At 56.9% G+C, this 19,674-nt stretch carries 22 protein-coding genes; 12 read left to right on the top strand and 10 right to left on the bottom strand.

Annotation, left to right across the window (positions count from 1 at the left end; translation table 11 throughout):
* Both QUE41_RS09885 and QUE41_RS09880 read right to left on the bottom strand, forming a co-directional pair.
* A complete protein-coding gene (locus tag QUE41_RS09885) occupies window positions 1–321 on the bottom strand; it encodes a zinc ribbon domain-containing protein (protein WP_286342709.1) in 321 nt (106 codons plus the stop codon).
* A gap of 163 nt (window positions 322–484) precedes the next feature.
* A complete protein-coding gene (locus tag QUE41_RS09880) occupies window positions 485–2,173 on the bottom strand; it encodes an alanine/glycine:cation symporter family protein (protein WP_286342708.1) in 1,689 nt (562 codons plus the stop codon).
* Between the two features lie 380 nt (window positions 2,174–2,553).
* On the opposite strand from QUE41_RS09880, the gene QUE41_RS09875 reads away from it, so the two are divergent.
* The gene (locus QUE41_RS09875) at window positions 2,554–2,763 is read left to right on the top strand and encodes a hypothetical protein (protein WP_286342707.1); all 210 of its coding nucleotides are present in this window, start codon (window positions 2,554–2,556) and stop codon (window positions 2,761–2,763) included.
* Here QUE41_RS09875 and QUE41_RS09870 read toward each other — a convergent pair.
* Window positions 2,754–3,644 carry a LysR family transcriptional regulator gene (locus QUE41_RS09870; protein ID WP_286342706.1) on the bottom strand — a complete coding sequence of 297 codons (891 nt, stop codon included), beginning with the start codon at window positions 3,642–3,644 and terminating at the stop codon, window positions 2,754–2,756. The two genes, QUE41_RS09875 and QUE41_RS09870, sit on opposite strands and share 10 nt — an antisense overlap.
* Window positions 3,645–3,812: 168 nt before the next feature.
* On the opposite strand from QUE41_RS09870, the gene QUE41_RS09865 reads away from it, so the two are divergent.
* The 5 genes from QUE41_RS09865 (at window position 3,813) to QUE41_RS09845 (ending at window position 8,339) form a co-directional block, all read left to right on the top strand.
* Window positions 3,813–4,151, top strand: coding sequence for a MaoP family protein (locus tag QUE41_RS09865; RefSeq protein WP_286342705.1), 339 nt, complete (start codon window positions 3,813–3,815; stop codon window positions 4,149–4,151).
* A gap of 15 nt (window positions 4,152–4,166) precedes the next feature.
* Window positions 4,167–5,210 (top strand): glutathione synthase, encoded by a 1,044-nt coding sequence (gene gshB, locus QUE41_RS09860; protein WP_286342704.1) that lies wholly within the window; start codon window positions 4,167–4,169, stop codon window positions 5,208–5,210.
* Window positions 5,188–7,185, top strand: coding sequence for a tyrosine/phenylalanine carboxypeptidase domain-containing protein (locus QUE41_RS09855; protein WP_286342703.1), 1,998 nt, complete (start codon window positions 5,188–5,190; stop codon window positions 7,183–7,185). Before gshB ends, QUE41_RS09855 begins: the two co-directional genes overlap by 23 nt.
* Window positions 7,186–7,282: 97 nt before the next feature.
* The gene (locus QUE41_RS09850; RefSeq protein WP_286342702.1) at window positions 7,283–7,738 is read left to right on the top strand and encodes an FKBP-type peptidyl-prolyl cis-trans isomerase; all 456 of its coding nucleotides are present in this window, start codon (window positions 7,283–7,285) and stop codon (window positions 7,736–7,738) included.
* Between the two features lie 88 nt (window positions 7,739–7,826).
* Window positions 7,827–8,339 carry an aminoacyl-tRNA deacylase gene (locus QUE41_RS09845; RefSeq protein WP_286342701.1) on the top strand — a complete coding sequence of 171 codons (513 nt, stop codon included), beginning with the start codon at window positions 7,827–7,829 and terminating at the stop codon, window positions 8,337–8,339.
* 44 nt (window positions 8,340–8,383) lie between these two features.
* Here QUE41_RS09845 and QUE41_RS09840 read toward each other — a convergent pair whose 3' ends face one another.
* From QUE41_RS09840 to QUE41_RS09825, 4 genes are all read right to left on the bottom strand, one after another.
* Window positions 8,384–8,929 (bottom strand): DUF1415 domain-containing protein, encoded by a 546-nt coding sequence (locus tag QUE41_RS09840; protein WP_286342700.1) that lies wholly within the window; start codon window positions 8,927–8,929, stop codon window positions 8,384–8,386.
* Window positions 8,930–9,013: 84 nt separating this feature from the next.
* Complete coding sequence (locus QUE41_RS09835; RefSeq protein ID WP_286342699.1) at window positions 9,014–9,418, bottom strand: DUF3429 domain-containing protein; 405 nt, start codon at window positions 9,416–9,418, stop codon at window positions 9,014–9,016.
* 56 nt (window positions 9,419–9,474) lie between these two features.
* Window positions 9,475–10,140 carry a glutathione S-transferase family protein gene (locus QUE41_RS09830; protein WP_286342698.1) on the bottom strand — a complete coding sequence of 222 codons (666 nt, stop codon included), beginning with the start codon at window positions 10,138–10,140 and terminating at the stop codon, window positions 9,475–9,477.
* Between the two features lie 9 nt (window positions 10,141–10,149).
* Window positions 10,150–10,755, bottom strand: coding sequence for a glutathione S-transferase family protein (locus QUE41_RS09825; RefSeq protein WP_286342697.1), 606 nt, complete (start codon window positions 10,753–10,755; stop codon window positions 10,150–10,152).
* An 80-nt stretch (window positions 10,756–10,835) separates the two neighbouring features.
* Between QUE41_RS09825 and QUE41_RS09820 the strand changes: the two genes are divergently transcribed.
* The 6 genes from QUE41_RS09820 (at window position 10,836) to QUE41_RS09795 (ending at window position 16,898) form a co-directional block, all read left to right on the top strand.
* Window positions 10,836–11,411 carry a TetR/AcrR family transcriptional regulator gene (locus tag QUE41_RS09820; RefSeq protein WP_286342696.1) on the top strand — a complete coding sequence of 192 codons (576 nt, stop codon included), beginning with the start codon at window positions 10,836–10,838 and terminating at the stop codon, window positions 11,409–11,411.
* Between the two features lie 86 nt (window positions 11,412–11,497).
* Window positions 11,498–12,241 (top strand): YbaY family lipoprotein, encoded by a 744-nt coding sequence (locus QUE41_RS09815; protein WP_286342695.1) that lies wholly within the window; start codon window positions 11,498–11,500, stop codon window positions 12,239–12,241.
* 656 nt (window positions 12,242–12,897) lie between these two features.
* A complete protein-coding gene (locus tag QUE41_RS09810) occupies window positions 12,898–14,658 on the top strand; it encodes a hypothetical protein (protein ID WP_286342694.1) in 1,761 nt (586 codons plus the stop codon).
* A gap of 143 nt (window positions 14,659–14,801) precedes the next feature.
* Window positions 14,802–14,960: a DUF3012 domain-containing protein gene (locus tag QUE41_RS09805; RefSeq protein WP_286342693.1), complete on the top strand. Its 159-nt coding sequence runs from the start codon at window positions 14,802–14,804 to the stop codon at window positions 14,958–14,960.
* Between the two features lie 100 nt (window positions 14,961–15,060).
* Window positions 15,061–16,011: a GGDEF domain-containing protein gene (locus tag QUE41_RS09800; RefSeq protein ID WP_286342692.1), complete on the top strand. Its 951-nt coding sequence runs from the start codon at window positions 15,061–15,063 to the stop codon at window positions 16,009–16,011.
* A gap of 62 nt (window positions 16,012–16,073) precedes the next feature.
* Window positions 16,074–16,898, top strand: a complete 825-nt coding sequence (locus QUE41_RS09795) for a hypothetical protein (RefSeq protein WP_286342691.1) — start codon at window positions 16,074–16,076, stop codon at window positions 16,896–16,898.
* Window positions 16,899–16,913: 15 nt separating this feature from the next.
* On the opposite strand, the gene QUE41_RS09790 is transcribed toward QUE41_RS09795, so the two are convergent.
* From QUE41_RS09790 to ruvB, 3 genes are all read right to left on the bottom strand, one after another.
* Window positions 16,914–17,984: a GGDEF domain-containing protein gene (locus tag QUE41_RS09790; RefSeq protein WP_286342690.1), complete on the bottom strand. Its 1,071-nt coding sequence runs from the start codon at window positions 17,982–17,984 to the stop codon at window positions 16,914–16,916.
* Between the two features lie 94 nt (window positions 17,985–18,078).
* Window positions 18,079–18,597, bottom strand: coding sequence for a TlpA family protein disulfide reductase (locus tag QUE41_RS09785; protein WP_286342689.1), 519 nt, complete (start codon window positions 18,595–18,597; stop codon window positions 18,079–18,081).
* Between the two features lie 62 nt (window positions 18,598–18,659).
* The gene (ruvB, locus tag QUE41_RS09780) at window positions 18,660–19,667 is read right to left on the bottom strand and encodes a Holliday junction branch migration DNA helicase RuvB (protein ID WP_286342688.1); all 1,008 of its coding nucleotides are present in this window, start codon (window positions 19,665–19,667) and stop codon (window positions 18,660–18,662) included.
* Window positions 19,668–19,674: the final 7 nt, after the last annotated feature.

Raw genomic sequence — 19,674 nt, 5'->3', positions numbered from 1 at the left:
CTATCCCCTTTTGTTCAGCGCAATTCGCACCCGGGTCACCAGGTAGCCCACAAAACCGACGGCCATCATGCCGATGCCCGCGGGCTTTCGCCAGTTCTCCGCCTGCTCGCCGCCCCAGAACCAAAGGGCAAAGCCGCCGACAAACGCCAGCAAGGCCAGGAAACTGTGGTTCATCAATTGGGTTTTCTTGTTGATGGACGCGATGCGCTGGGCAGATTCAATCTTATCGCTGTCGCCATCCAGCACCACCTTACAGTGGCTGCAGGTCTTCGCCTTGTCCGAGATGCGTTTGCCACAGGCGGGGCAATCGATTAACGCCATTTCCACTCCTTGTCGTCTGTGCCCCGACCGGCGAAGGTCCGGGCTGTCTTGCGCCGCCCACTATTACAGAGGCCACCGCCAAGGTAAAGGGCAAACTTGGTGTTCGGGGCACGCAAAAACGCCGCCCACAGGGGCGGCGCGGTTGGGTTAAGAGCAAATCAGCTTACTCGGAGGAGGTCTGCTCCTGGCTTTTACCCTTCACATCGGGTGAGGTTGACCAGTAGCTGGCCACCGTCTGCTTCATCTCCCTGGAGAGCAGCAAGATGCCGAACAGGTTGGGCAGGGTCATCAGCACAATGGAGACCGCCGCCAGGTTCCAGACGATGGTGGTGTCGGCCACCGCGGCAATCATAAAGCCGGCCACGTAGAACACCCTGTAGGTGAGGATCCAGCGGCTACCAAACAGGTAGGTCACCGCACGGTCACCGTAGTAGGACCAGGCGATGGCTGTAGAGAAGGCGAACAGCAGCAGGCCGATGGAGACCACGTACTGGCCATACTCGCCGAAGTAACCCCGGGTAAAGGCCTTGGTGGTGAGCTCCGCCGAGTGGATCAGCGAGCGACCCTCGATGGTCACGTCCAGATCCATGGGTTTCCCCTTGGCGATCTCCAGGTTACCGCTGAAGGGGAAGCCTTTCACCGTGTAACGCACATCCTCGGCCACAGAGCGGGCCGCAATCAGGGTAAAGTCCTGATTCACCGCCTCGCCGTCACGAATGACAATGACGCCGTTGTAGGCGCTGACCTTGGAGTCCTGCCCGGTCAGATAATGGAACAGCTCACTCTTATCGCTGTCGACGCTGTCGCTGTAGTGGCCCTGAACATACTCGATGTCCGCGGTCTGGAAGCTGTTGTGGTGCTTCTCGGTCCACACCCCGGAGGAGAGGATCACCATGCCGGTCAGGGTACAGACGATGATGGTATCGATGAAAGGCTCGAGGATGGACACCATGCCTTCGGACACCGGCTCGTCGGCACGGGCGGCAGCGTGCGCGATGGGCGCACTACCCTGCCCCGCTTCGTTGGAGAACAGGCCCCGGTTCACACCGCGGTTAAAGGCGTAGGCAAAGGTGGCACCCAGGAAGCCGCCGGTGGCCGCAGAGCCGGTGAAGGCGTCTTTGAACACGGACACAAATGAAGGTACCAGGTTGTCCAGGTTGTAGAAGATCACCGCCAGCGCGCCGATGACGTACACCACGGACATGAAGGGCACCAGGGTGGAGGTCACCTTGGCGATGCGGCTGATGCCGCCCAGGATCACCAGCGCCAGCAGGATGGAGAGCACACCACCTGTAACCACGGGGGCGATGCCGAAGGTGGCTTCCATGGAGACGGCGATGTTGTTCACCTGGGGCATGTTGCCGGTACCGAAGGAGCTGACGATGGTGGCCAGGGCAAAGATCACCGCCAGCCACTTCATGTTCAGCGCCTTGTCCATAAAGTACATGGGACCACCGGCCATGGTGCCGTCGTCGGTCTTCTCCCGGTACTTGTGGGACAGGGTCACTTCCACGAACTTGGTGGTCATACCCAGAAATGCGGTCATCCACATCCAGAACAGGGCGGCCGGACCGCCAAGGAAGATGGCCAGACCCACACCACCGATGTTGCCCGTACCCACGGTCCCGGACAGTGCGGTGGCCAGTGCCTGGAAGTGGCTGGTATCACCGGCCATTTTGGAGTGGTCGTGCTTACCCCGAACGATACTCCAGGCTCGGTTGAAGTAACGGATCTGGGGGAAGCCAAGATAGAGGGTGAAGAACAAACCCACACCCAACAGCACCCAGGGGAACCAGGCTGCGGAACCGAGGAACCCATCCAAGGTCAGGAGGAAGTTGTTGATTGCCTGCAAAACGATTTCCTTATTATTGTTCGGGGCCGTTTCCAGGCCCGGTATGTTTTGTCCTCCCTACACTAGCAACAAGCCTCCACAGGGCTCAAGGCGGCGGCTTTCTGTCATAAACAGCGGTATTTCCCAAATAAACATCCATTTGGCAGCAGAGGATCCTGAGCTGCCCGCACCGTTGAAAATTTGTGCGTTAATGAACTGATGTTCACCGCCGGATCCTCCAGGGGAAAATGTAAAGAAAAAGTAGGAATAGAAAGGAGTTACAGCGAGTTCTGCTGAAGATATAACCGATAAATACACCGTCGGCTCGTTCAGAGTCCATCAGGGTTCCGCTGGTTATGCTGAAGCCAGTCCCGATTTCGTCACCAAGCCAAGGAGTACTCATGAGTAAGCTCAGATACATGCCCCGCCCTATCCCCTGGGCCGTGGTCCTGTCGATACCCCTGCTGCTGGCGGCGCTTATCGCTGTTCCGCCCGCCTTCGGCAATGATGCCGAGTGTCAGAGCTGCCATACCTCAGAGGATATGGCCGAGTCTGAACACATGGACACCGAAGGCATGAGCTGTCTGAGCTGCCACGAGGCTCACGACTGAAGGTTGTCGGCGGCGGCCTGCAGGGTATAGCCCCCTGCCGGCGAGGTAGCAGACAGCCTGGCCTGCACTCTGAGGATGCCATCCAGCAATGGCGAGTCCTTTCGGTAGGCCAGGTATATCTCCCGCTCAATCAGGCTGCCCTCACTCAGCCTGAACAGCTGCTCATTCTCCAGGAAAGGCTCCACCATGGAGAGTGGCAGATAGGCGGCGCCGCCCCTTTTCAATAGTATGTCCAGGGCGATGCGGGCACTGCTGGTCCGCATCGCCGGGGGCACAGAACCCGCATGCGCCTCAGCATGGGCCTGAGCAAACTGCACGCCCCAATCCACAAAGATGTACTCCCCACTGAGCGCCAGCTCCGCAGCCTCCTGACGGGAACTCACCAGGACCAACTCCAGCCTGGCCACCGCCTTGCACTCCAGCAGCTCAGACTTCACCGGCTCAAACAGGATCCCCATATCCAGGGTGCGCTGCAGCAACGCCCGGTTCACCTGCTCCTGACTCAGGGTATCGGCACTGAAGGCGTAACCGCTCATCGACTCTGTGATCAACCCCAGGCAGTGCTGAAGATAGGCATCCCAGATGTTGGGGGTGCCCGCTAACGTCAACTGGGCCTGCTCCCCCTTAGCCAGCTTCAGATCATCCTTGGCCTGCTGCAGGGTATTGACCATCACCTCGGCATAACGCACCAACCGCTCACCGGTGGAGGTGAGGCGGATGTTGTTGCGCTGGCGCACAAACAGAGTCGCATCGAAGAACTCCTCCAGCTGTTTTATTCGGGCACTGACAGCCGCCTGGGTAATATTCAGGCTGTTTGCGGCCCGGCCAAAGTGACGCTCTTTGGCCACTTCCAGAAAGGTTTTAAAGACTTTGACGTCCATGGCGACTCCAACGGGTTTCTGCGCCGATGTTAACAACGAATTTTTGTGGAGACGATAGAAATTTATCGTTTTTCTTTATCGGGTTTCAGATCTATCTTTCGCGCGATCTCATGCCTTGAGCAGACACCATCAATACATTGAAATATTTAATCTTTATCGGGATTTGTTATGTCTGATGTCGATTTTCGATTCGGTAGCAAGCTGTTTGTGGACAACAACAGATATGCCAGAGGATTTAATCGCTCCGGTGACTTCACCATTGGAGAGAGCCATCTGCTCACCAGTTTTGGTACCACCATGCAGGGGTTAGCAACTGGTCTTCTTGAGCCTCAATCTGACACAGAGCACCATTTTCAGCAGGTGTGTCAGGCCAAGGCAGATCCCGAAACACCTCTGGAACGTGTATGGCTGAAATACCAGAGGTTGGCCAATGGCAAACCAAAGATCTATACGCTGCACGACAGTAACGTCAGCGTCGATCTGAACAGCCCAATTGATGACGATTAATTTTGGACAGGCTTAATGAACATCTGTTTCCTCATGTACCCATGGCAGCGTATCGACCCTGCCTTTGACTCCACACTGCGCCTCATCCACGAGTGCGCCATTCGGGGACATACCGTAGCAATAACCACGCCCAACAGCCTGACCATGCGCGATTCTACCGTGTATGGCTTTTGCGATGTCATCATCAAAAGCCGTGCGGTCTCTGATAAAGCGGAGCGTTTCTACGCAACCGCTGAGATGCGCCGGGTAAAACTGCCGATGGCGGGATTTGACTGCATCTTCATGCGAGCCAATCCGCCTCTGGACACCCTTGCACTGAACTTCCTGGACTCCATTAAGCAGGACACTCTGATCATTAATGATCTGGAGGGCCTGCGCATTGCCAACAACAAGCTGTACACCGCTGGCTGGTCCGGGCCTGCCAGTCAGTTCATTCCCAATACCCATGTCTCCAAGAACAAGGAGTACCTGATGCAGGTATTGGAAGAGAACGACGCAGGCAAGATGATCCTGAAGCCGCTGAACGGCTATGGCGGACACGGTGTCATCGTAATCGAGAAGAGCGCACAACAAAGTGTTAGCTCTCTGTTGGACTACTACATCGGAAGCGGCGACAAGAGTAACTATGTGATCCTGCAAGATTACATTGAGGGCGCTGAAGAGGGCGATAAGCGGATCCTGATGCTTAATGGCGAACCTATCGGTGCCATGCGCAGGGTTCCTGCCAAAGGGGATGTACGCTCAAACATCCATGCCGGGGGCAAGGAGGTCAAGCATACCCTGACACGCCAGGAGAAACAGCTGTGCGCCACTGTGGGCCCCAAACTGGTTCGTGACGGCCTCTACTTCGTTGGCCTGGATGTGATCGGTGACAAGCTCCTGGAAGTCAATGTCCTGAGTCCCGGTGGCATCACCCGGATCAACAAACTCAACCGCACCCGGCTGCAGAGGCAGGTGATCGACTGGGTGGAAAACATCATCAACAGCCGCGAACTGCTGCTGCAACGCAAATCCGATTACCGTCAGGCGATCCTCGATGCAAACATTATCCCTGACTGAAGCGATCGATTTAATCGAGGCCGCCACGCCCTTCACCGCAGTGGTGGAGGAATGCCTGGAAGTCAAAATTGATGCCTACATGCCCGTGGTGGCCGCAGCCATTCACGCAGGAGGACAATTGAGACAGGATCTTCTGGACAACTGTCTGCTGTCCAACAAAGACAGATTCTACGAGGAAGATCCGGCTACTGACCAGTTCATCTCGTCTCAGCCCATCACGCTGGTGGGCCGAGACTCGAGGTTCGAGTATGACCTGAACCGCCCCAGGGCCCTGAGCACCTACTACCGCTCGGCCTGGAGCCGGCAGGTGTGGCAAAGGCCGTTAAGCGGCAGGCAGAGGGAACGGAGTCACCTGAAACACCAGTGCTTCTACAAATTATACGATGCCTTGTTGACCAAGCTGGAGGCACTGTTCCCTAATGTGCTGGTATTTGACATTCACAGCTACAACCACAAACGCATTGAGCGTCAGGTGCCGCTGTTCAATGTGGGTACTGCCCAGATCGATATGGAGCGATGGGGGACTGTCGTCGAGCGTTTCAACCGTGAGCTCAACCGGATTAAGCTGTCCGATGTCAAAGTGGAATCAAAGCTTGATGACGTGTTCCAGGGACGTGGATATCTGATAGCACACACCAATGCTCGGTTTGATCGCACACTGGTGCTGCCCACTGAGGTTAAAAAGGTCTATATGGACGAAGAGAGTGGCACCATGTTTCCGCTCGTGGTTCAGGACCTGAGCCTGGGTATGAAAGAAGCCTTCGCCCAGACTGCGGCCTACTTCGCAAGGCGCCACAACAAAAGGTCCAAGGCAAGCAAGCACCAGATGCTGAGCCAGGTCATTGATCAAGATGTGCTGGAGTTGGACAGGCAGTTGGCTTCCATAGGAAAGGGACTGGAAACCCTGCCCTACCTGACTCCGCTGAATATCGAACAGGAACGGCGCCGTTTTCGCGGTGGTTGCCGTCGCTTCAGCCCCAGGTTTAAGTACAAGCCTCTGGCCGTCGACCCTTTCCTGTTTAAAGAGAAGCTCTACCAGCTTCCCTTCGACAGGATATCGGACCCAGCGATTCGCACCCTGTATCAGGGGATTGCGGACAACCTGTCCCGCAGGGTGGATATGCTGACCAACGTGGGCAAGGAGGAGTTTCGCTACGCCAGTCTGCGCTATTACGGCAGACCGGATGTTGAAGCGGTGCAAAAGGCTCGATTTCTCCTCCAGGCTGCCCCCCTGAAGGAGGAGCAACCACAGTCGGCGATCAATGCCGAACAGGCGGTGCATCGCCTTCAGTTATGCGCCGACAGCTGGGGATTGAAGTGTCAAGTACAACTGAGCGGCCGCATGGCAGCCAAAGCGATGGTGGTATCGGGCCGGGGCAAACCAAGACTTCTGATCAACAAGAATCGCAGCTATACCGATCAGGAGTTATCGGCACTGGAGCTACATGAGCTGGGCATCCACGTCGCGACCACCCTGAACGGACGCCGGCAGCCCTTACAGGTGCTGAACCTGGGCCTCCCAGGCAGCAACCACACTCAGGAGGGCTTGGCGATCATGGCCGAGTACTGCGGAGGTACCCTGACTCTGGACAGGCTTAAGATGCTGGCCAGCAGGGTACTCGCCGTCGATTCGATGCTGGTCGACGATAACTTCGATCTGACCATGCAAAGGCTGATTGAAGAAGCCAGATTGAGCACTGACAGCGCCTTTGACGTCGCGGTCAGGGTGTACCGTTCAGGCGGTCTGACCAAAGATTATCAGTACCTAACGGGGTTCCTGAATATTCTGACGCTCTCCGGCAACCGCGCTCTGGAGCCCTTGCTTGCGGGCAAGGCGTCAGTGGATAACCTTGACCTGCTTGAGGAGCTTTGCCAACGAAACTGGATCACGGCGCCAACCTCACTGGTGGCGTTGCACCCGGAAGGAAACGAAGATCCAATTATCCAGTATCTGGTCAAAAGTCTGCTTCACTGATCTGATAACAATAAAGGGTGCCCATGGGTACCCTTTTTCTATGCGCGAACCGATGGGATGCAGTATGCTGGAGCCCTAGCCTCCACGGGAGCAGAAAGTGAATATTGAAAACAACTGCGTAGTATCCATCGCTTACACACTTAGACTGGTCACCGGAGAGAAGGTGGACGTGGTCTCACGCAACGATCCCCTGGTGTATGTCCATGGCAAGGGCGATCTGGCAGAGGGCCTGGAAGAGGTGCTGTTGGGCCACAAGGCCGGCGACCACCTTACCGTCACCCTGACCCCGGATCTGGCCTTTGGTGACCACGACCCCGAGATGGTCAAGCAGGTGGACGCCTCCATCATCAAGGGCGCCGAGCAGCTCAAAGTAGGCATGCAAATTCACGCCGAAACCGATCACGGTCCCATGGAGCTGACGCTGACCGAGATCGATGGCGACACCCTGACCCTGGACGCCAACCACCCCCTGGCGGGAAAGACCGTCATCTTCGATGTCTATGTCTGCAAAGTCGCCCCGTCGGAAGAGGCCACCCCCAACCCGCTTAACTGAAAGAGGGATAAAGTCTAATCAGCTTTATCCACCCATCGGCAACCTCTGGTATACACTTTAGGGGAGACCCAATACCAAGGAGGTTCCTATGGGTGCCGCCATCAAAGTCATTGACTATCTTGATTCCCTTGGGGTGCAGTACCAGTTGGTTCCCCACGCACACAGCCAGTCTTCCATCCAGTCCGCCACCAACGCCGGCGTCCCGGCCAGACAAACCGCCAAGTCCGTAGTTCTCGAGGACAACGAAGGGCGGCGAATCCTGGCGGTGGTGCCAGCAGCCAATCGGGTGGTGATTCAAAAGCTCAGTGATCAGCTCAAGCGGGAGCTGCATCTGATCCCCGAATCCAAACTAAAGGGTCAGTTCAGCGACTGCGAGTTGGGCGCCGTGCCCCCCGTGGGCAAGCCCTACAACCTGATGGCCGTTTACGAGGATGACCTGTGTAAAGAGGATCACATCTATCTCGAAGCGGGCGATCATGAACACCTGATCCGCATCAGCCGCAACGGCATGCAGGCCCTGATGGCCAACCAGGCCCATGGCCACTTCAGCGCCACCTCGGTTGCCAATGAGAAACCCCGCCGCGCCTGGGACTGGCAGTAGCACTTTAGCGCGATCAACAAGGGCGCCTGCTGGCGCCCTTCTCTTTACTGCTTCTTGATTCCCGCCAGCAGAGACAGGAAAAATTCCGACCCGCGCTTACGGGCAAAGGCCACGTTGCGCTCCGGAATCCCCTCAGGGTCCTCATACTCAGCCAATGCCCTGGCCATACTCTCTTCCCGAATCAGATGGATCGTCGGCCAGGGAGAACGGTTGGTGAAGTTTGCCGGGTCGTCTTCCGGCTCTCCGGCAAAGCAGTAATCCGGATGAAAACTCGCCAACTGATAAACGCCGTCATAACCCTGCATCTGCAGCAAAGAGGTGGCCAGTTCCACCAATTCGAGGTAGTGGTCAAACTCGCTGAAGCCACCGGTCAGAACACAGAGGGTGGTGGCCACCTCCGGGTGCCCATCCAGGTATTGGCACTCAAGAAACAGCGCTTCCAGTGCCCTGGGCAACTCCGCCGCGTCGATCCCAGCGTAACGTATGCTGTCCGCCTCCACCTCCCGACGGGCAAAGGGGCACAGGTTGTACTTCATGATGACCCGCTCTACCCAGGCTCGGGTCTGGCTCAGGGCAATGTGCTCCTTCACAGACAATCTCCTATGTCGCTACCCCAAATCAGGGAGCGCGAAGGGTAGCACAGACCGGGCACCGATGCCGAAGCAAATGGTTGATTAGGCCAGCCAGAACGCCAGGTGCATGATCAGGGCGACGGCGGTCAATCCCTGCCTCAACCCGCCATATCCCTGGGGCTTGCCTTCAATCCAGCGGTCGCTTACCAGCATCAGCAAATACCCCACCGCCAGCCAGGGTAAGGCACTTACCGGGCCCAGACCCACCAGGGTTACCCAAGCCAGAATGCTTGGCACCATGGCCAGATAGGTCTGCCAGGGCCGGGCCTGGGCGATGACACTCTGATACCAGTGAATGCCCCCCAAAAAAGAGAGAATGATGGCACTGTACTGGGCAAATCCCATCACGGCGGTGTCCGCAGAGATGGCACCGAGCACCATCATCACTGGCAGGGCGATAAAGGGAATCAGCCCGGCGGCGCCGAGCCAGTATGCGTGAATGTGCATGGGGCCTCCTGATCCTGAGCCAGTCTACCCAATACGTAGAAACCCCATAAATCGATCTACTTGGTGACCATCTTGGCGATCGCCTCCGCCCGCTCCTCATCACTCATCTCCGACGGAGGAGGCACCAGAATGCCCTTCTGACAAGCGGGGCGCTCCGCCAGTTCATCCAGCCAGCGCTTGAGGTTTGGCAGACCTTCGATGGAGATACCACTCCATTCATGGATGCGCACCCAGGGCCAGGTGGCCATGTCGGCAATGGAGTACTCTTCGGTCAGATATCGTGTCTTGGCCAGTTGGCTGTCCATCACCTCAAACAGGCGCCGGCCCTCTTTCTGGTAGCGTTCAATGGCAGCGGGGATCTTCTCAGGGAAGTATCGATAGAACACATTGGCCTGACCCATCATGGGGCCCACGCCCCCCATCTGGAACATCAGCCACTGAATGGCCCTGGAGCGCGCCTTGGGGTCCTTGGGCAGAAACTTGCCGGTCTTCTCCGCCAGGTAAAGCAGGATGGCGCCGGACTCAAACACCGCAAAATCGTCGTTGTCCCCATCCACGATGGCAGGAATGCGCCCATTGGGGTTGATGGCCACAAACTCAGGCTGCTTCTGCTCCAGAGTCATCAGATCCAACGGATGCACACGATACTCCAGCCCCATCTCCTCCAGGGCAATGGACACCTTGTGGCCATTGGGGGTCGCGGCGGTATACAGGTCAATCATGAAAACTCCTTACTCTCTGAATGCGGGACGGGCGGCCACTGCGGCGCGCCAGCGCTCAATGTTTGGGAAGGTCTGGGCCATGGAGAACTTCACCCTATCCATAAAGGCAAAGAGCGCCCAGGCGGTGATGTCGGCCAGGGTGAAGCGGTCACCGGCCAGATAAGGGCTCTCACCCAGGCGCGCTTCCAGTTTGGGGAGAAATTCATCCAGTCTCTTTCTGGACTCCTCCCCCCAGGCTTCGACGCAGCGCTCGCGGTCCGCGTAGACACCACTGAGATTCCGAAACGCCTGGAAGGCCGGAATGAGACCCTGATGCTCGATGATACGGGTCCACATCTCTACCTTTGCCTGCTCCAGCGGCGAGGTACCGAACAGGCCTGTGGGATTCAATGCTTCGAAGTATCGGCAGATGGCCAGACTTTCGCAGATGGTGTCGCCGTCATCCAGCTCCAGAACCGGCACATGACCGTTGGCACTGAGGCGGCGAAACTCGTCGGAGAGGTTTTCGCCGTCGCGAATGTTCACCTCCTGGCGGGGGACCTCCAGGCCGGCTTCTGCCAGATACAGGGACACTCTCAGGCAGTTTGGGGTGGGGGCAGTTTGATGGATCTTCATTGACACTCCTTTTCCGGAACGATCGTTTAGATTAGAATCTATCTGTATCAGAACGAACGGTCAAGAATTTTGGAGGGGCTATGGCAAGGCAGTGTTGCTTCGACAGAGAGGAGGTGCTGGAGCGGGCTATGGGGCTGTTCTGGCAACGTGGTTTCGAAGCCACTTCTGTGGCCAATCTGGTGGAGCATCTGGGGATCAATCGCTTCAGTCTCTACAACAGCTTTGGTGACAAGCACCAGCTCTATCACCTTTGTCTTGAGCATTATCAGCAGAAATACGCCAGGCCCAGGTTGCAGCCTCTGCTGCAGGACGACGCCGGGCTGAATCAGATTGAAACCCTGCTCAGCCAGATGTGTCAGGAGGTGGAACCCGGCTATGGCTGTTTTTTGCAAAGTGCCCTGCTGGAGCGCAGGCAACTGGATGAACAGGTCGCGGCCCTTTCAGATCAGATATTCGACGGTCTGTTTACGGCGCTGAAGCACGCCCTGGAGGGGGCCAAGACAAAGCAGGAACTCGGCGCCAATACCGACACCGATCTGTTGACCCACTGGCTGGTGTTGCAGATTCAGGGGATTCGCGCGCTGCTCAGGGCCGGTCAACCCGACAGGGTGACACCGGCGCTGACGCAAATTGTTACTTTCCTGCGCAGCCAGTAAGACACACATCCGCCCACCATACAGCCCCGGTTAAGCCATTCGGAGACTATTATTGTCGTCATTGCATTTAATCGGGGTAAGCATCCATGAATCACTTCGGTTTGGCCCTGGTCGCCAGTGCCCTTCTGGTCACAGGCTGCGCCAACCAACCTCAATCAGAGAATGTATCCGGCAGCGTCAGCTATCGCGAGCGAATCGCCCTGCCGCCAGGAGCTGTAGTCAAAGTTGCCCTGCAGGACACCTCCAAACAGGACGTGGCCGCCGAAACGCTGGCCGAGCAGACCTACACCATCAATGGTGCGCCGCCCTATCCGTTTGAGCTGACCTATGACCCTGATCGACTCAAGCCGGGGCACAGCTACACCCTCAGTGCCCGCATCGAAGGCCCCCATGGCCGGCTGATGTTCATCAATACCTCGGTTGAAAATGCCTTCGACGGTGATGGTAATAACATGATGCTGCAGATGGTGGCCCACGAGCAGGCACCAGACCTGCCCCTGAAAGACACCCATTGGATTCTGTCCCATATACAGGGAGAGCCCGCTCCGCTCGGAATGCAGGATAAGGCCGCCAACCTGGTGGTCAATCAGGAAGGCATCGCTGCGGGCTTCTCCGGATGCAACCGCTACCACGGCCGATATCTGGACGACAGCGGCAAGATCGCAGCCGGGCCCATGGCCGCCACCATGATGGCCTGCCCGCAAGGAATGGACCTGGAACGGGAATACCTGGCGCACCTGTCTCAGACCACGCGCTATGAGATTAGGGGCAATACTCTGAGCCTATTGGATGACGCAGGTACAGAGCTGCTTCGTTTTATCTCCCAATAAAGTTTCATCGCTGTCGCCGTTTCCACTGCCTGGCGGCAGCGATGCTTTTCCACTGGTGTATTTAATATACCCTCAAAACAGCCACCTTCTCCCCTAAAATACCAACCTCACTTCTTGTTTAAGTAATTACTTTCACCTTTAAAAGTCACGTGGCGATCTTACGAAGTGACATTCCTCTGACAACGCGCAATTAATTTGACGCCTCAAAAAAAATGTCATTTAGACCACCAAGATAGTCGTCAGTAATAGGTATTACCGCGAATTATTCACCTAAATTATTCACATAAACGTGTTCTTCGTTCAGAACCAATCGCCACTCCCCACCATCAGCCCAACCCAAAATTAACAACTTAAATGCCCCAAAACCCTTGTGACAAAAGGTTTTTTAGATATCAGAAAACATTCTTTCAACATTTGCGTTTGTGACCAGAGTCACTGAACACCCTTTATTTGCTGCTATGTTAGATATAGCTAAATTAGGTTGTTCAGATAAACTGATTAAAAGGAGCCAATCACACAGAAAAAACTAATAAGCAACAGACACAACAACGAGGCGAAACACGCACATAGGAGTCAGTGCGTACAGAATCAAAAAACTGAACAAATAAATGGAAAGTTATTCGCTTCGGGAAAAATAAAAATTACTGGAGAATATGATGAACTCTAAAACGCTAATATCTTTGGCGGGCCTATTCGCTGTTGCGCTCGCCCTACCGAGTTATGCGGCCAAGCCCATTGACTTGGATGGAGACGGTGTAAAAGCCGCCCAAGATTGTAACGATAACGATGCCAGTGTCTGGCAACTCAACTCATGCGGCGTGTGCGAAGTTGAGCCCGTCAACGGCTGTGCCGTCAGCCCCCATGACGGCCTCGCCTGGACTGACTACCCCAGCGCCTGTATCAACTGCCACGACGGCGGTGAAGGCGGTAGCCAATACCAGGAGATGTTCGGCTCCACTCACTATCAGTGGACTGGCGAAACCCCGGATATGACCAACCAGGGTGGTACCCTGCAGGGTAAGCTGACCAACGCGGTAAACAGCTACTGCATCAACATTGAAGGCGACTGGCCTGTGTGCGGCTCCTGCCACGCCGGCCGCGGCACCAAGCCCGGCGAAGGCGACACCGTTGCCAACGTCGACTGCCTGATGTGCCACAACAAAGACTACGCCCTGAACCGGGTACGCAAGTCTGACGGCTCCCTGGGTCCTGCGGACGGCACAGCCCAAGCTGACTTGGACGGCTATGTCCAGAACATTGCCGCTCCAGAGCGCACCAACTGCCTGAAGTGTCACGCTTATGCCGGTGGCGGTGATGGCGTGAAGCGTGGCGACCTCTCCTCTGCCCTGATGGCCAACGGCGATGCGCACTTCGATGTGCACATGAACGTGACCGGCGCCAACCTCCAGTGCCAGGATTGCCACAAGTTTGAAAGCCACCGAGTGATCGGTAAAGGCTCCGACCTGCGTCCCACCGACGACATTGTTCGTGGCGCCGAGATCACCTGCGCCAACAGCTCCTGCCACGTGGGCATGGACTCAGGCACCGGTCACGCCAGCTCCGGCCGTCGTGACGAGCCCGATCGCCACGTTCCTCGCGTAGCCTGTCAGTCTTGCCACATCCCCACCTACGCCAAAGATCTGGGCGCGGCCAACCACATGCCTACAGAGATGCATCGTGACTGGCAGTTCCACCACGACGGCACGCCTGCCGACGGCGTATCGGGCCCAGGCCACCCGCACACCGACAAGCTGGCCAACCAGGTGCCTGAGGTTCGCTTCTGGAACCGTAAGAGCGACAACTACCTGTTGGGCGATCTGGCCAAAGTGGATCCCGAAACCGGGCTCTACCCCACCTCCCGTCCTCTGGGTGACGTCAATGACGGTAAGCTGACACCGTTCAAGTACAAGACTGCCCTTCAGCCTATGACCAGTGCCGACAGCCGCATGATCGCCCTGGACACCTTTGAGTACCTCAAGGGTTCCGGTGACGCGGTGAAGGCGATTGAGAATGGCCTGTCCAACATGGGGTACCCCACCAACGAGCCCTATGAGTGGATCGAGACTGACACCTTCCAGATGATCAACCATGGGGTGAACCCAGCCAGCGAAGTGGCGGATTGTACCCAGTGTCACTCTACCGATCTGGATCTGACCACCGATTCCAAACTGGACGCCATGGGCTTCAAGCTGAAAGGGCCCAAGGAGCAGGTGTGTGCTCAGTGTCACGACGGCACCAAGAATCTGCCTCGCACCCACGAGAAGATGCACGGTCACGTCAGCAAGGGCTCCGGCATTGGTTGCTACTTCTGTCACGACGTACAGCGCCCTGAGCGAAACCTGTGCAGCCCCTGTGACGCCAGCTGCCCTGCAGAGTTTGTAGACAATCAACCCTTCCCACATCAGTGCAGTAACTGAGTTTCCCTGTAAGTAGTGTGCAAAGCGGCCTTCGGGCCGCTTTTTTGTTCAATTGCCTGTAGCCCGGGCATTTAAGGTAACGGAGTGCCGCCGTTTCGGGTTAACCTGTAGCCCTGTCGATTGTTAACTGTTTGGGACTGACCATGAAAAAAATCTTTGCCGCCCTGGCGCTGCTTTCTCTGATGACCGCCTGCTCCCCTGAAGTGGGCAGTGAAGCCTGGTGTAAGAAGATGGAAGAGAAGCCCAAGGGCGACTGGACCGCCAACGAGGCGACCGATTACGCTAAGCACTGCGTATTCTGACAGAAGGCGGCAACAGCCGCCTTTTTCATTCCGATAACACATTGGACATTTCCTTATAACTCAGTGACAATCATCCTAAGTCTTCACTCAGGAGTCTTGGATGGCGGGCCTCGTTCTTTTCCTTACCCTGGCCATCGCCCTTTTGGCGATTCAGCTGCTCCGTTATCAACAGCGGATCGATAAAGCCCGTCTGCACAGCAAGCGGCTTGCTCAGATCCTCGACCACGCCGGCGCCCACATCTACACCAAAGACCGCAATCAGCATTACACCTACGCCAACAAACCCTGCCTCGACCTGTTTCAGATCGACGAAAGCCAGATTCCCGACTTCAGCGACAGCCACTACTTTCCCATAGAGACCCAGCAACAGCTCAAGGCGATAGACAGGAAGGTCCTTGGGGGGGAGGCTAATCAGGAGGAGGTGATCGTCGAACGGGAGTTTGGCAAGCCGACGGTTTACCTGGAGACCAAGCATCCGCTGAGAGAGGACAATGGCCAGATCAATGAGCTGGTTGGCATCTCCACCGACGTCACCGAGCTTTGGCGACTGAAGAAAGCCCTGGAGATGCAGGCCAACATCGACCCGCTCACCGGCATTGCCAACCGGCTGAAGCTGGACGCCACCTTCCAGACTGAAATTGACCGGGCCCGCCGCTATCAAACACCGCTGTGCATCTTGTTGGGTGACGTCGACCTGTTTAAAGAGGTCAATGATCAATTTGGGCACCAGGTGGGCGACCGGGTGCTGATCACCATCGCCGAGCTGATCCAGTCCAGCCTGCGAAGCTCAGATTACGCCGGGCGCTGGGGCGGCGAGGAGTTCCTGATCATCTGCCCTCAAACCGAGCTCAATCAAGCCACCAAACTGGCCGAACGGATACGACAAGAGGTGGAGTCCCACCAGTTCGAAACAGGCCGCAAACTGAGCATCAGTTTCGGCGTGGCCTCCTTTACCGACAGCGACAGCGTCAGCTCTCTGACCAGCAAAGCCGACCGGGCCCTTTACCAGGCCAAAGCCGGAGGTCGCAACCGGGTCTGCCACACCGTCTGAGGGTCGCAGAAACCTAGCCGCTGTTCTAAGCTCAAACCAACCTACTGAGTTTTGGGAATAAAATGAGATACCTTCCATTGCTGCTCTTGCTTACCCCGTCGGTCTTTGCCCGCCCTTTCGACAGCGGATTCAGTCTGCGCGTCGGCGGGTTCTGGGCCGATGTAGACTCCAGTTTCGGCGCCAGAACCGTCATAGGGGACAACCCCATACGGATCGATTTCGAGTCTGATCTGGCACTGGATGAGTCCAAGTTCAGCCCCTTTGTGGAGCTGACCTACCGCTTCGATGAAAAGAATATGCTGTCGTTAAACTACCTGACGCTGCACCGCAATGCCCAAAGCCGCTCTCTGACGAAAAGCTTCGAATTCGACTGGGAAGGGAATAGCTATCAGGTTGAGGCAGGCGCCAACTTAAGATCGGAACTGGATGTGGACATCTATCAACTGGTGTATGGCCGCACCCTGATACTGGGCGACAACTACGCCCTGCTCAGCACCCTGGGGGTACACATCATGGATGTCCACGCAGTGCTGTCTGGCGACCTGACCCTGGTGGGTGAAGGGGGCAATGAGATGGAGGTAACTGAGCGGGCTATTGGGGACATCACCGCCCCTCTTCCGGACATCGGCCTCATTTTCGGCTGGCAACCGGCGGAGAACTGGCTGATCTCCTTCCACACCCAATACCTCAAAGTGTCCCTGGATGACGTGGATGGCCGGCTTCTGGACTGGCGGTTGCAGGCCGCCTGGTACCTGTTGCCCAATCTGGCCCTCGGGCTGGCCTGGCAGAACTACGAACTGGACGTGGAGGAGAAGAGACGCTTCTCTGACATCGATGTGCAGTTCAATTACGAGGGCCCGTCGCTGATGCTCCACTACGAGTTCTAACCGGCGCCCTCCCCTTTAAGAATCCGCCAACACCGCCTGGTTTCTGCCAGCCTTCTTGGCTCGATACAGGGCCCGGTCGGCCTGCCTGATCCACTGCCGCGGCTCGAGGGCCCCCTTGGCCCCCTTCAGGCCAATGCTGACCGAGACGGACAGCCCCGGCCCCAAGGTCAAAGACTGAATGGCCAGCCGAAGCTTGTCGGCCACCCTCACCGCCTCAGTGGGCTGGGTGTCATTAAACAGAATCAGGAACTCATCTCCGCCGACGCGGAACAGCAGGTCATGCTTCCTGGTGTGGGTGTTGATGCACTCGACCACCTGGGTGATCACCTTGTCACCCACGTCGTGACCATAGGTGTCATTGATGTTTTTGAAGTTATCAATATCCAGAAGCGCAATGGAGGCGGGACGCTCAGTGTCTCGTCTAAGGCTGTGCGTCAGGTGATCGTCCAGTTGACTGCGATTCAGTGCCTGGGTCAAAGAGTCGTGGGTGGACAACTGCACCAATTGGGCGTGCAACCTGAGTATGGCGGTCATAACAAAATGCGCGACACCAGCGACAATGAACAATGCCGCCACCATCCTCACCGCCAGCTTTGGCTCCATACTTTGCAAAGAAGCGAACAGCACCCCAACAATGATCAGCAGATTACTGGCAGCAGACACCTTCGGCGGAGCAAAAAACACCAAAGCCGTGACAACGGGAAACATCCAATAGGAAGCCAGCGCCCCCTTCACCCACACAGAGCTGATGGCAACACAGGCCAGAAGCAGCCCCATAACCAGATAGCCGAACACCCCTTTGCCATGAACCAGCACCGTTTTGCACTCAATGGTGAGTAAAACACCATATAGCAGCAACAGGCTCCCGAGAACCGGCGCATCTCCGCTCAGGTTCATCAGCCCAAGGGGAATAAAGGTCAGCAGACCCACGGCCATCAGCACCTTGATGGCCCGATCCCTGGCCCGGGTTTTGACAACACCATTGTACTGGGTCTTCCAGAAGGGGGAGTGCTCCTCCTCTCCTACCTTGGACAGCAAGGCCCTAAGCCACTCGGGCCTGGGGGCGTCTCCTTGTACTCTTGCCATACCAGATCCTTTCCCTAAGAGCACTGGTTCGACGATTAACGTCACAACATCCTGTTTTGTAACTGCAAACCTAGTATAGCAGGGAGAAGGAAACTCAGATGCCGTAGTAATCCAGATAGAGCCCCAGCATCCATTCGGGCAGGTACCCCACCCGGCTGGAGAGGATCTGTCCCTGTTCGTCGACGATCAGATAGGTGGGAAAGGCCAGCACATCCAGCTGCTGGGCAAGGGCGCGATTGCCCATCAATACCTGCTCAGGGGTTCCGCTAAAGCTCTCTAGGAAGTCGGTCACCTCCTGGGTACTCTGATAACTCAGGGCCACAGGAGTGACCGCCCTGCCCTGCTGCTGCCACTGCTCTAGGTGGGGAAAGGTCAGCTTACATATGGTACACCAGGGGGCGAACAGATAAACCAGGCGGTTGCCAGCGCCAACCGGGGGGGCAAAGTCACCACTTAAAAACCAGTCGCTGTGCACCTGAGTCAGCACCGGCAAGGGGGCACCGGGCACGCTGCCGTGGGCCGGGCTCATCATCATGCCCCGTACCCAGCCACCGAGCCAGAGGGCCGCCAGCAACACCACGACCAGCTGCGCGCCCTGTTTGATCCACTTCATTTTGTATCCCTAAAAAAACGGTCTGCTAGAACAGACCGTTTTATTTCCAACTTTGTTTCGGTTCAGCCCTCTTTGGCCAGGCCAAAATGCAGGAAGGTCTTGTCCGTGGCCACCCGGCCCCGGTGGGTGCGCTGAATGTAGCCCTGCTGAATCAGGAAGGGCTCAATCACATCCTCGATGGTCTCCTTCTCCTCGCCGATTGCGGCAGCCAGGTTGTCCAGGCCCACGGGGCCACCACCGAACTTCTCGATGATGGTCAGCAGCAGTTTGCGGTCGAGGAAATCGAAGCCTTCACTGTCCACATCCAGCACCCCCAGGGCTTCTCCGGCCACGCTCTTGTCGATGCGACCATCAAACTTCACCTCGGCAAAGTCACGCACCCGGCGCAGCAGGCGGTTGGCGATACGTGGGGTACCGCGGCTTCGGCGCGCCACTTCGACCGCCCCTTCACCATCGATCTCCAGATTCAGCACCTGGGCACTGCGGCTGACGATGCTGGTGAGATCCGCGGTGTTGTAGAACTCCAGGCGCAGCGGAATGCCGAATCGGGCCCGCAGCGGCGAGGTCAATGCCCCGGCCCGGGTGGTGGCGCCAATCAGGGTAAAGGGAGGCAGATCCAGCTTGATGGAGCGGGCCGCCGGACCTTCACCAATCATGATGTCCAGCTGGTAGTCCTCCATGGCAGAGTAGAGGATCTCCTCCACCGCAGGGCTCAGGCGATGGATCTCATCGATGAACAGCACATCGTTGGCTTCCAGATTGGTGAGCATCGCCGCCAGATCGCCGGCTTTCTCCAGCACAGGCCCAGAGGTGGATTTGATGTCCGCATCCATCTCGTTGGCGATGATGTTGGCCAGGGTGGTCTTCCCCAGACCGGGAGGGCCGAAGATCAGGGTGTGATCCAGTGCCTCCCCCCGGTTACGGGCGGCCGCAATGAAGATCTCCAGCTGGCTGCACGCCTCTTTCTGACCGGTGTAGTCGGTCAGCTTCTTGGGGCGCATGGCCCGGTCGATGACCGACTCCTCACTGGACTGCTCCTGAGGGGCTATCAGGCGATCCGCTTCAATCATCCGTTAC

This window comes from Ferrimonas sp. YFM (assembly GCF_030296015.1).
In the GTDB taxonomy this organism is placed as follows: domain Bacteria; phylum Pseudomonadota; class Gammaproteobacteria; order Enterobacterales; family Shewanellaceae; genus Ferrimonas.
The sequence above is the reverse complement of the archived record's forward strand: the minus strand, read 5'-3'. Positions and strand labels throughout refer to the sequence as shown.

Coding starts and splice junctions, on each gene's coding strand:
- QUE41_RS09810 (WP_286342694.1), top strand. CDS start 12,898: ATGAACTCTAAAACGCTAATATCTTTGGCGGGCCTATTCGCTGTTGCG.
- QUE41_RS09785 (WP_286342689.1), bottom strand. CDS start 18,597: ATGAAGTGGATCAAACAGGGCGCGCAGCTGGTCGTGGTGTTGCTGGCG.
- QUE41_RS09835 (WP_286342699.1), bottom strand. CDS start 9,418: ATGCACATTCACGCATACTGGCTCGGCGCCGCCGGGCTGATTCCCTTT.
- QUE41_RS09790 (WP_286342690.1), bottom strand. CDS start 17,984: ATGGCAAGAGTACAAGGAGACGCCCCCAGGCCCGAGTGGCTTAGGGCC.
- QUE41_RS09875 (WP_286342707.1), top strand. CDS start 2,554: ATGAGTAAGCTCAGATACATGCCCCGCCCTATCCCCTGGGCCGTGGTC.
- gshB (WP_286342704.1), top strand. CDS start 4,167: ATGAACATCTGTTTCCTCATGTACCCATGGCAGCGTATCGACCCTGCC.
- QUE41_RS09815 (WP_286342695.1), top strand. CDS start 11,498: ATGAATCACTTCGGTTTGGCCCTGGTCGCCAGTGCCCTTCTGGTCACA.
- QUE41_RS09870 (WP_286342706.1), bottom strand. CDS start 3,644: ATGGACGTCAAAGTCTTTAAAACCTTTCTGGAAGTGGCCAAAGAGCGT.
- QUE41_RS09830 (WP_286342698.1), bottom strand. CDS start 10,140: ATGATTGACCTGTATACCGCCGCGACCCCCAATGGCCACAAGGTGTCC.
- QUE41_RS09865 (WP_286342705.1), top strand. CDS start 3,813: ATGTCTGATGTCGATTTTCGATTCGGTAGCAAGCTGTTTGTGGACAAC.
- QUE41_RS09885 (WP_286342709.1), bottom strand. CDS start 321: ATGGCGTTAATCGATTGCCCCGCCTGTGGCAAACGCATCTCGGACAAG.
- QUE41_RS09825 (WP_286342697.1), bottom strand. CDS start 10,755: ATGAAGATCCATCAAACTGCCCCCACCCCAAACTGCCTGAGAGTGTCC.
- QUE41_RS09855 (WP_286342703.1), top strand. CDS start 5,188: ATGCAAACATTATCCCTGACTGAAGCGATCGATTTAATCGAGGCCGCC.
- QUE41_RS09800 (WP_286342692.1), top strand. CDS start 15,061: ATGGCGGGCCTCGTTCTTTTCCTTACCCTGGCCATCGCCCTTTTGGCG.
- QUE41_RS09805 (WP_286342693.1), top strand. CDS start 14,802: ATGAAAAAAATCTTTGCCGCCCTGGCGCTGCTTTCTCTGATGACCGCC.
- QUE41_RS09795 (WP_286342691.1), top strand. CDS start 16,074: ATGAGATACCTTCCATTGCTGCTCTTGCTTACCCCGTCGGTCTTTGCC.
- QUE41_RS09845 (WP_286342701.1), top strand. CDS start 7,827: ATGGGTGCCGCCATCAAAGTCATTGACTATCTTGATTCCCTTGGGGTG.
- QUE41_RS09820 (WP_286342696.1), top strand. CDS start 10,836: ATGGCAAGGCAGTGTTGCTTCGACAGAGAGGAGGTGCTGGAGCGGGCT.
- ruvB (WP_286342688.1), bottom strand. CDS start 19,667: ATGATTGAAGCGGATCGCCTGATAGCCCCTCAGGAGCAGTCCAGTGAG.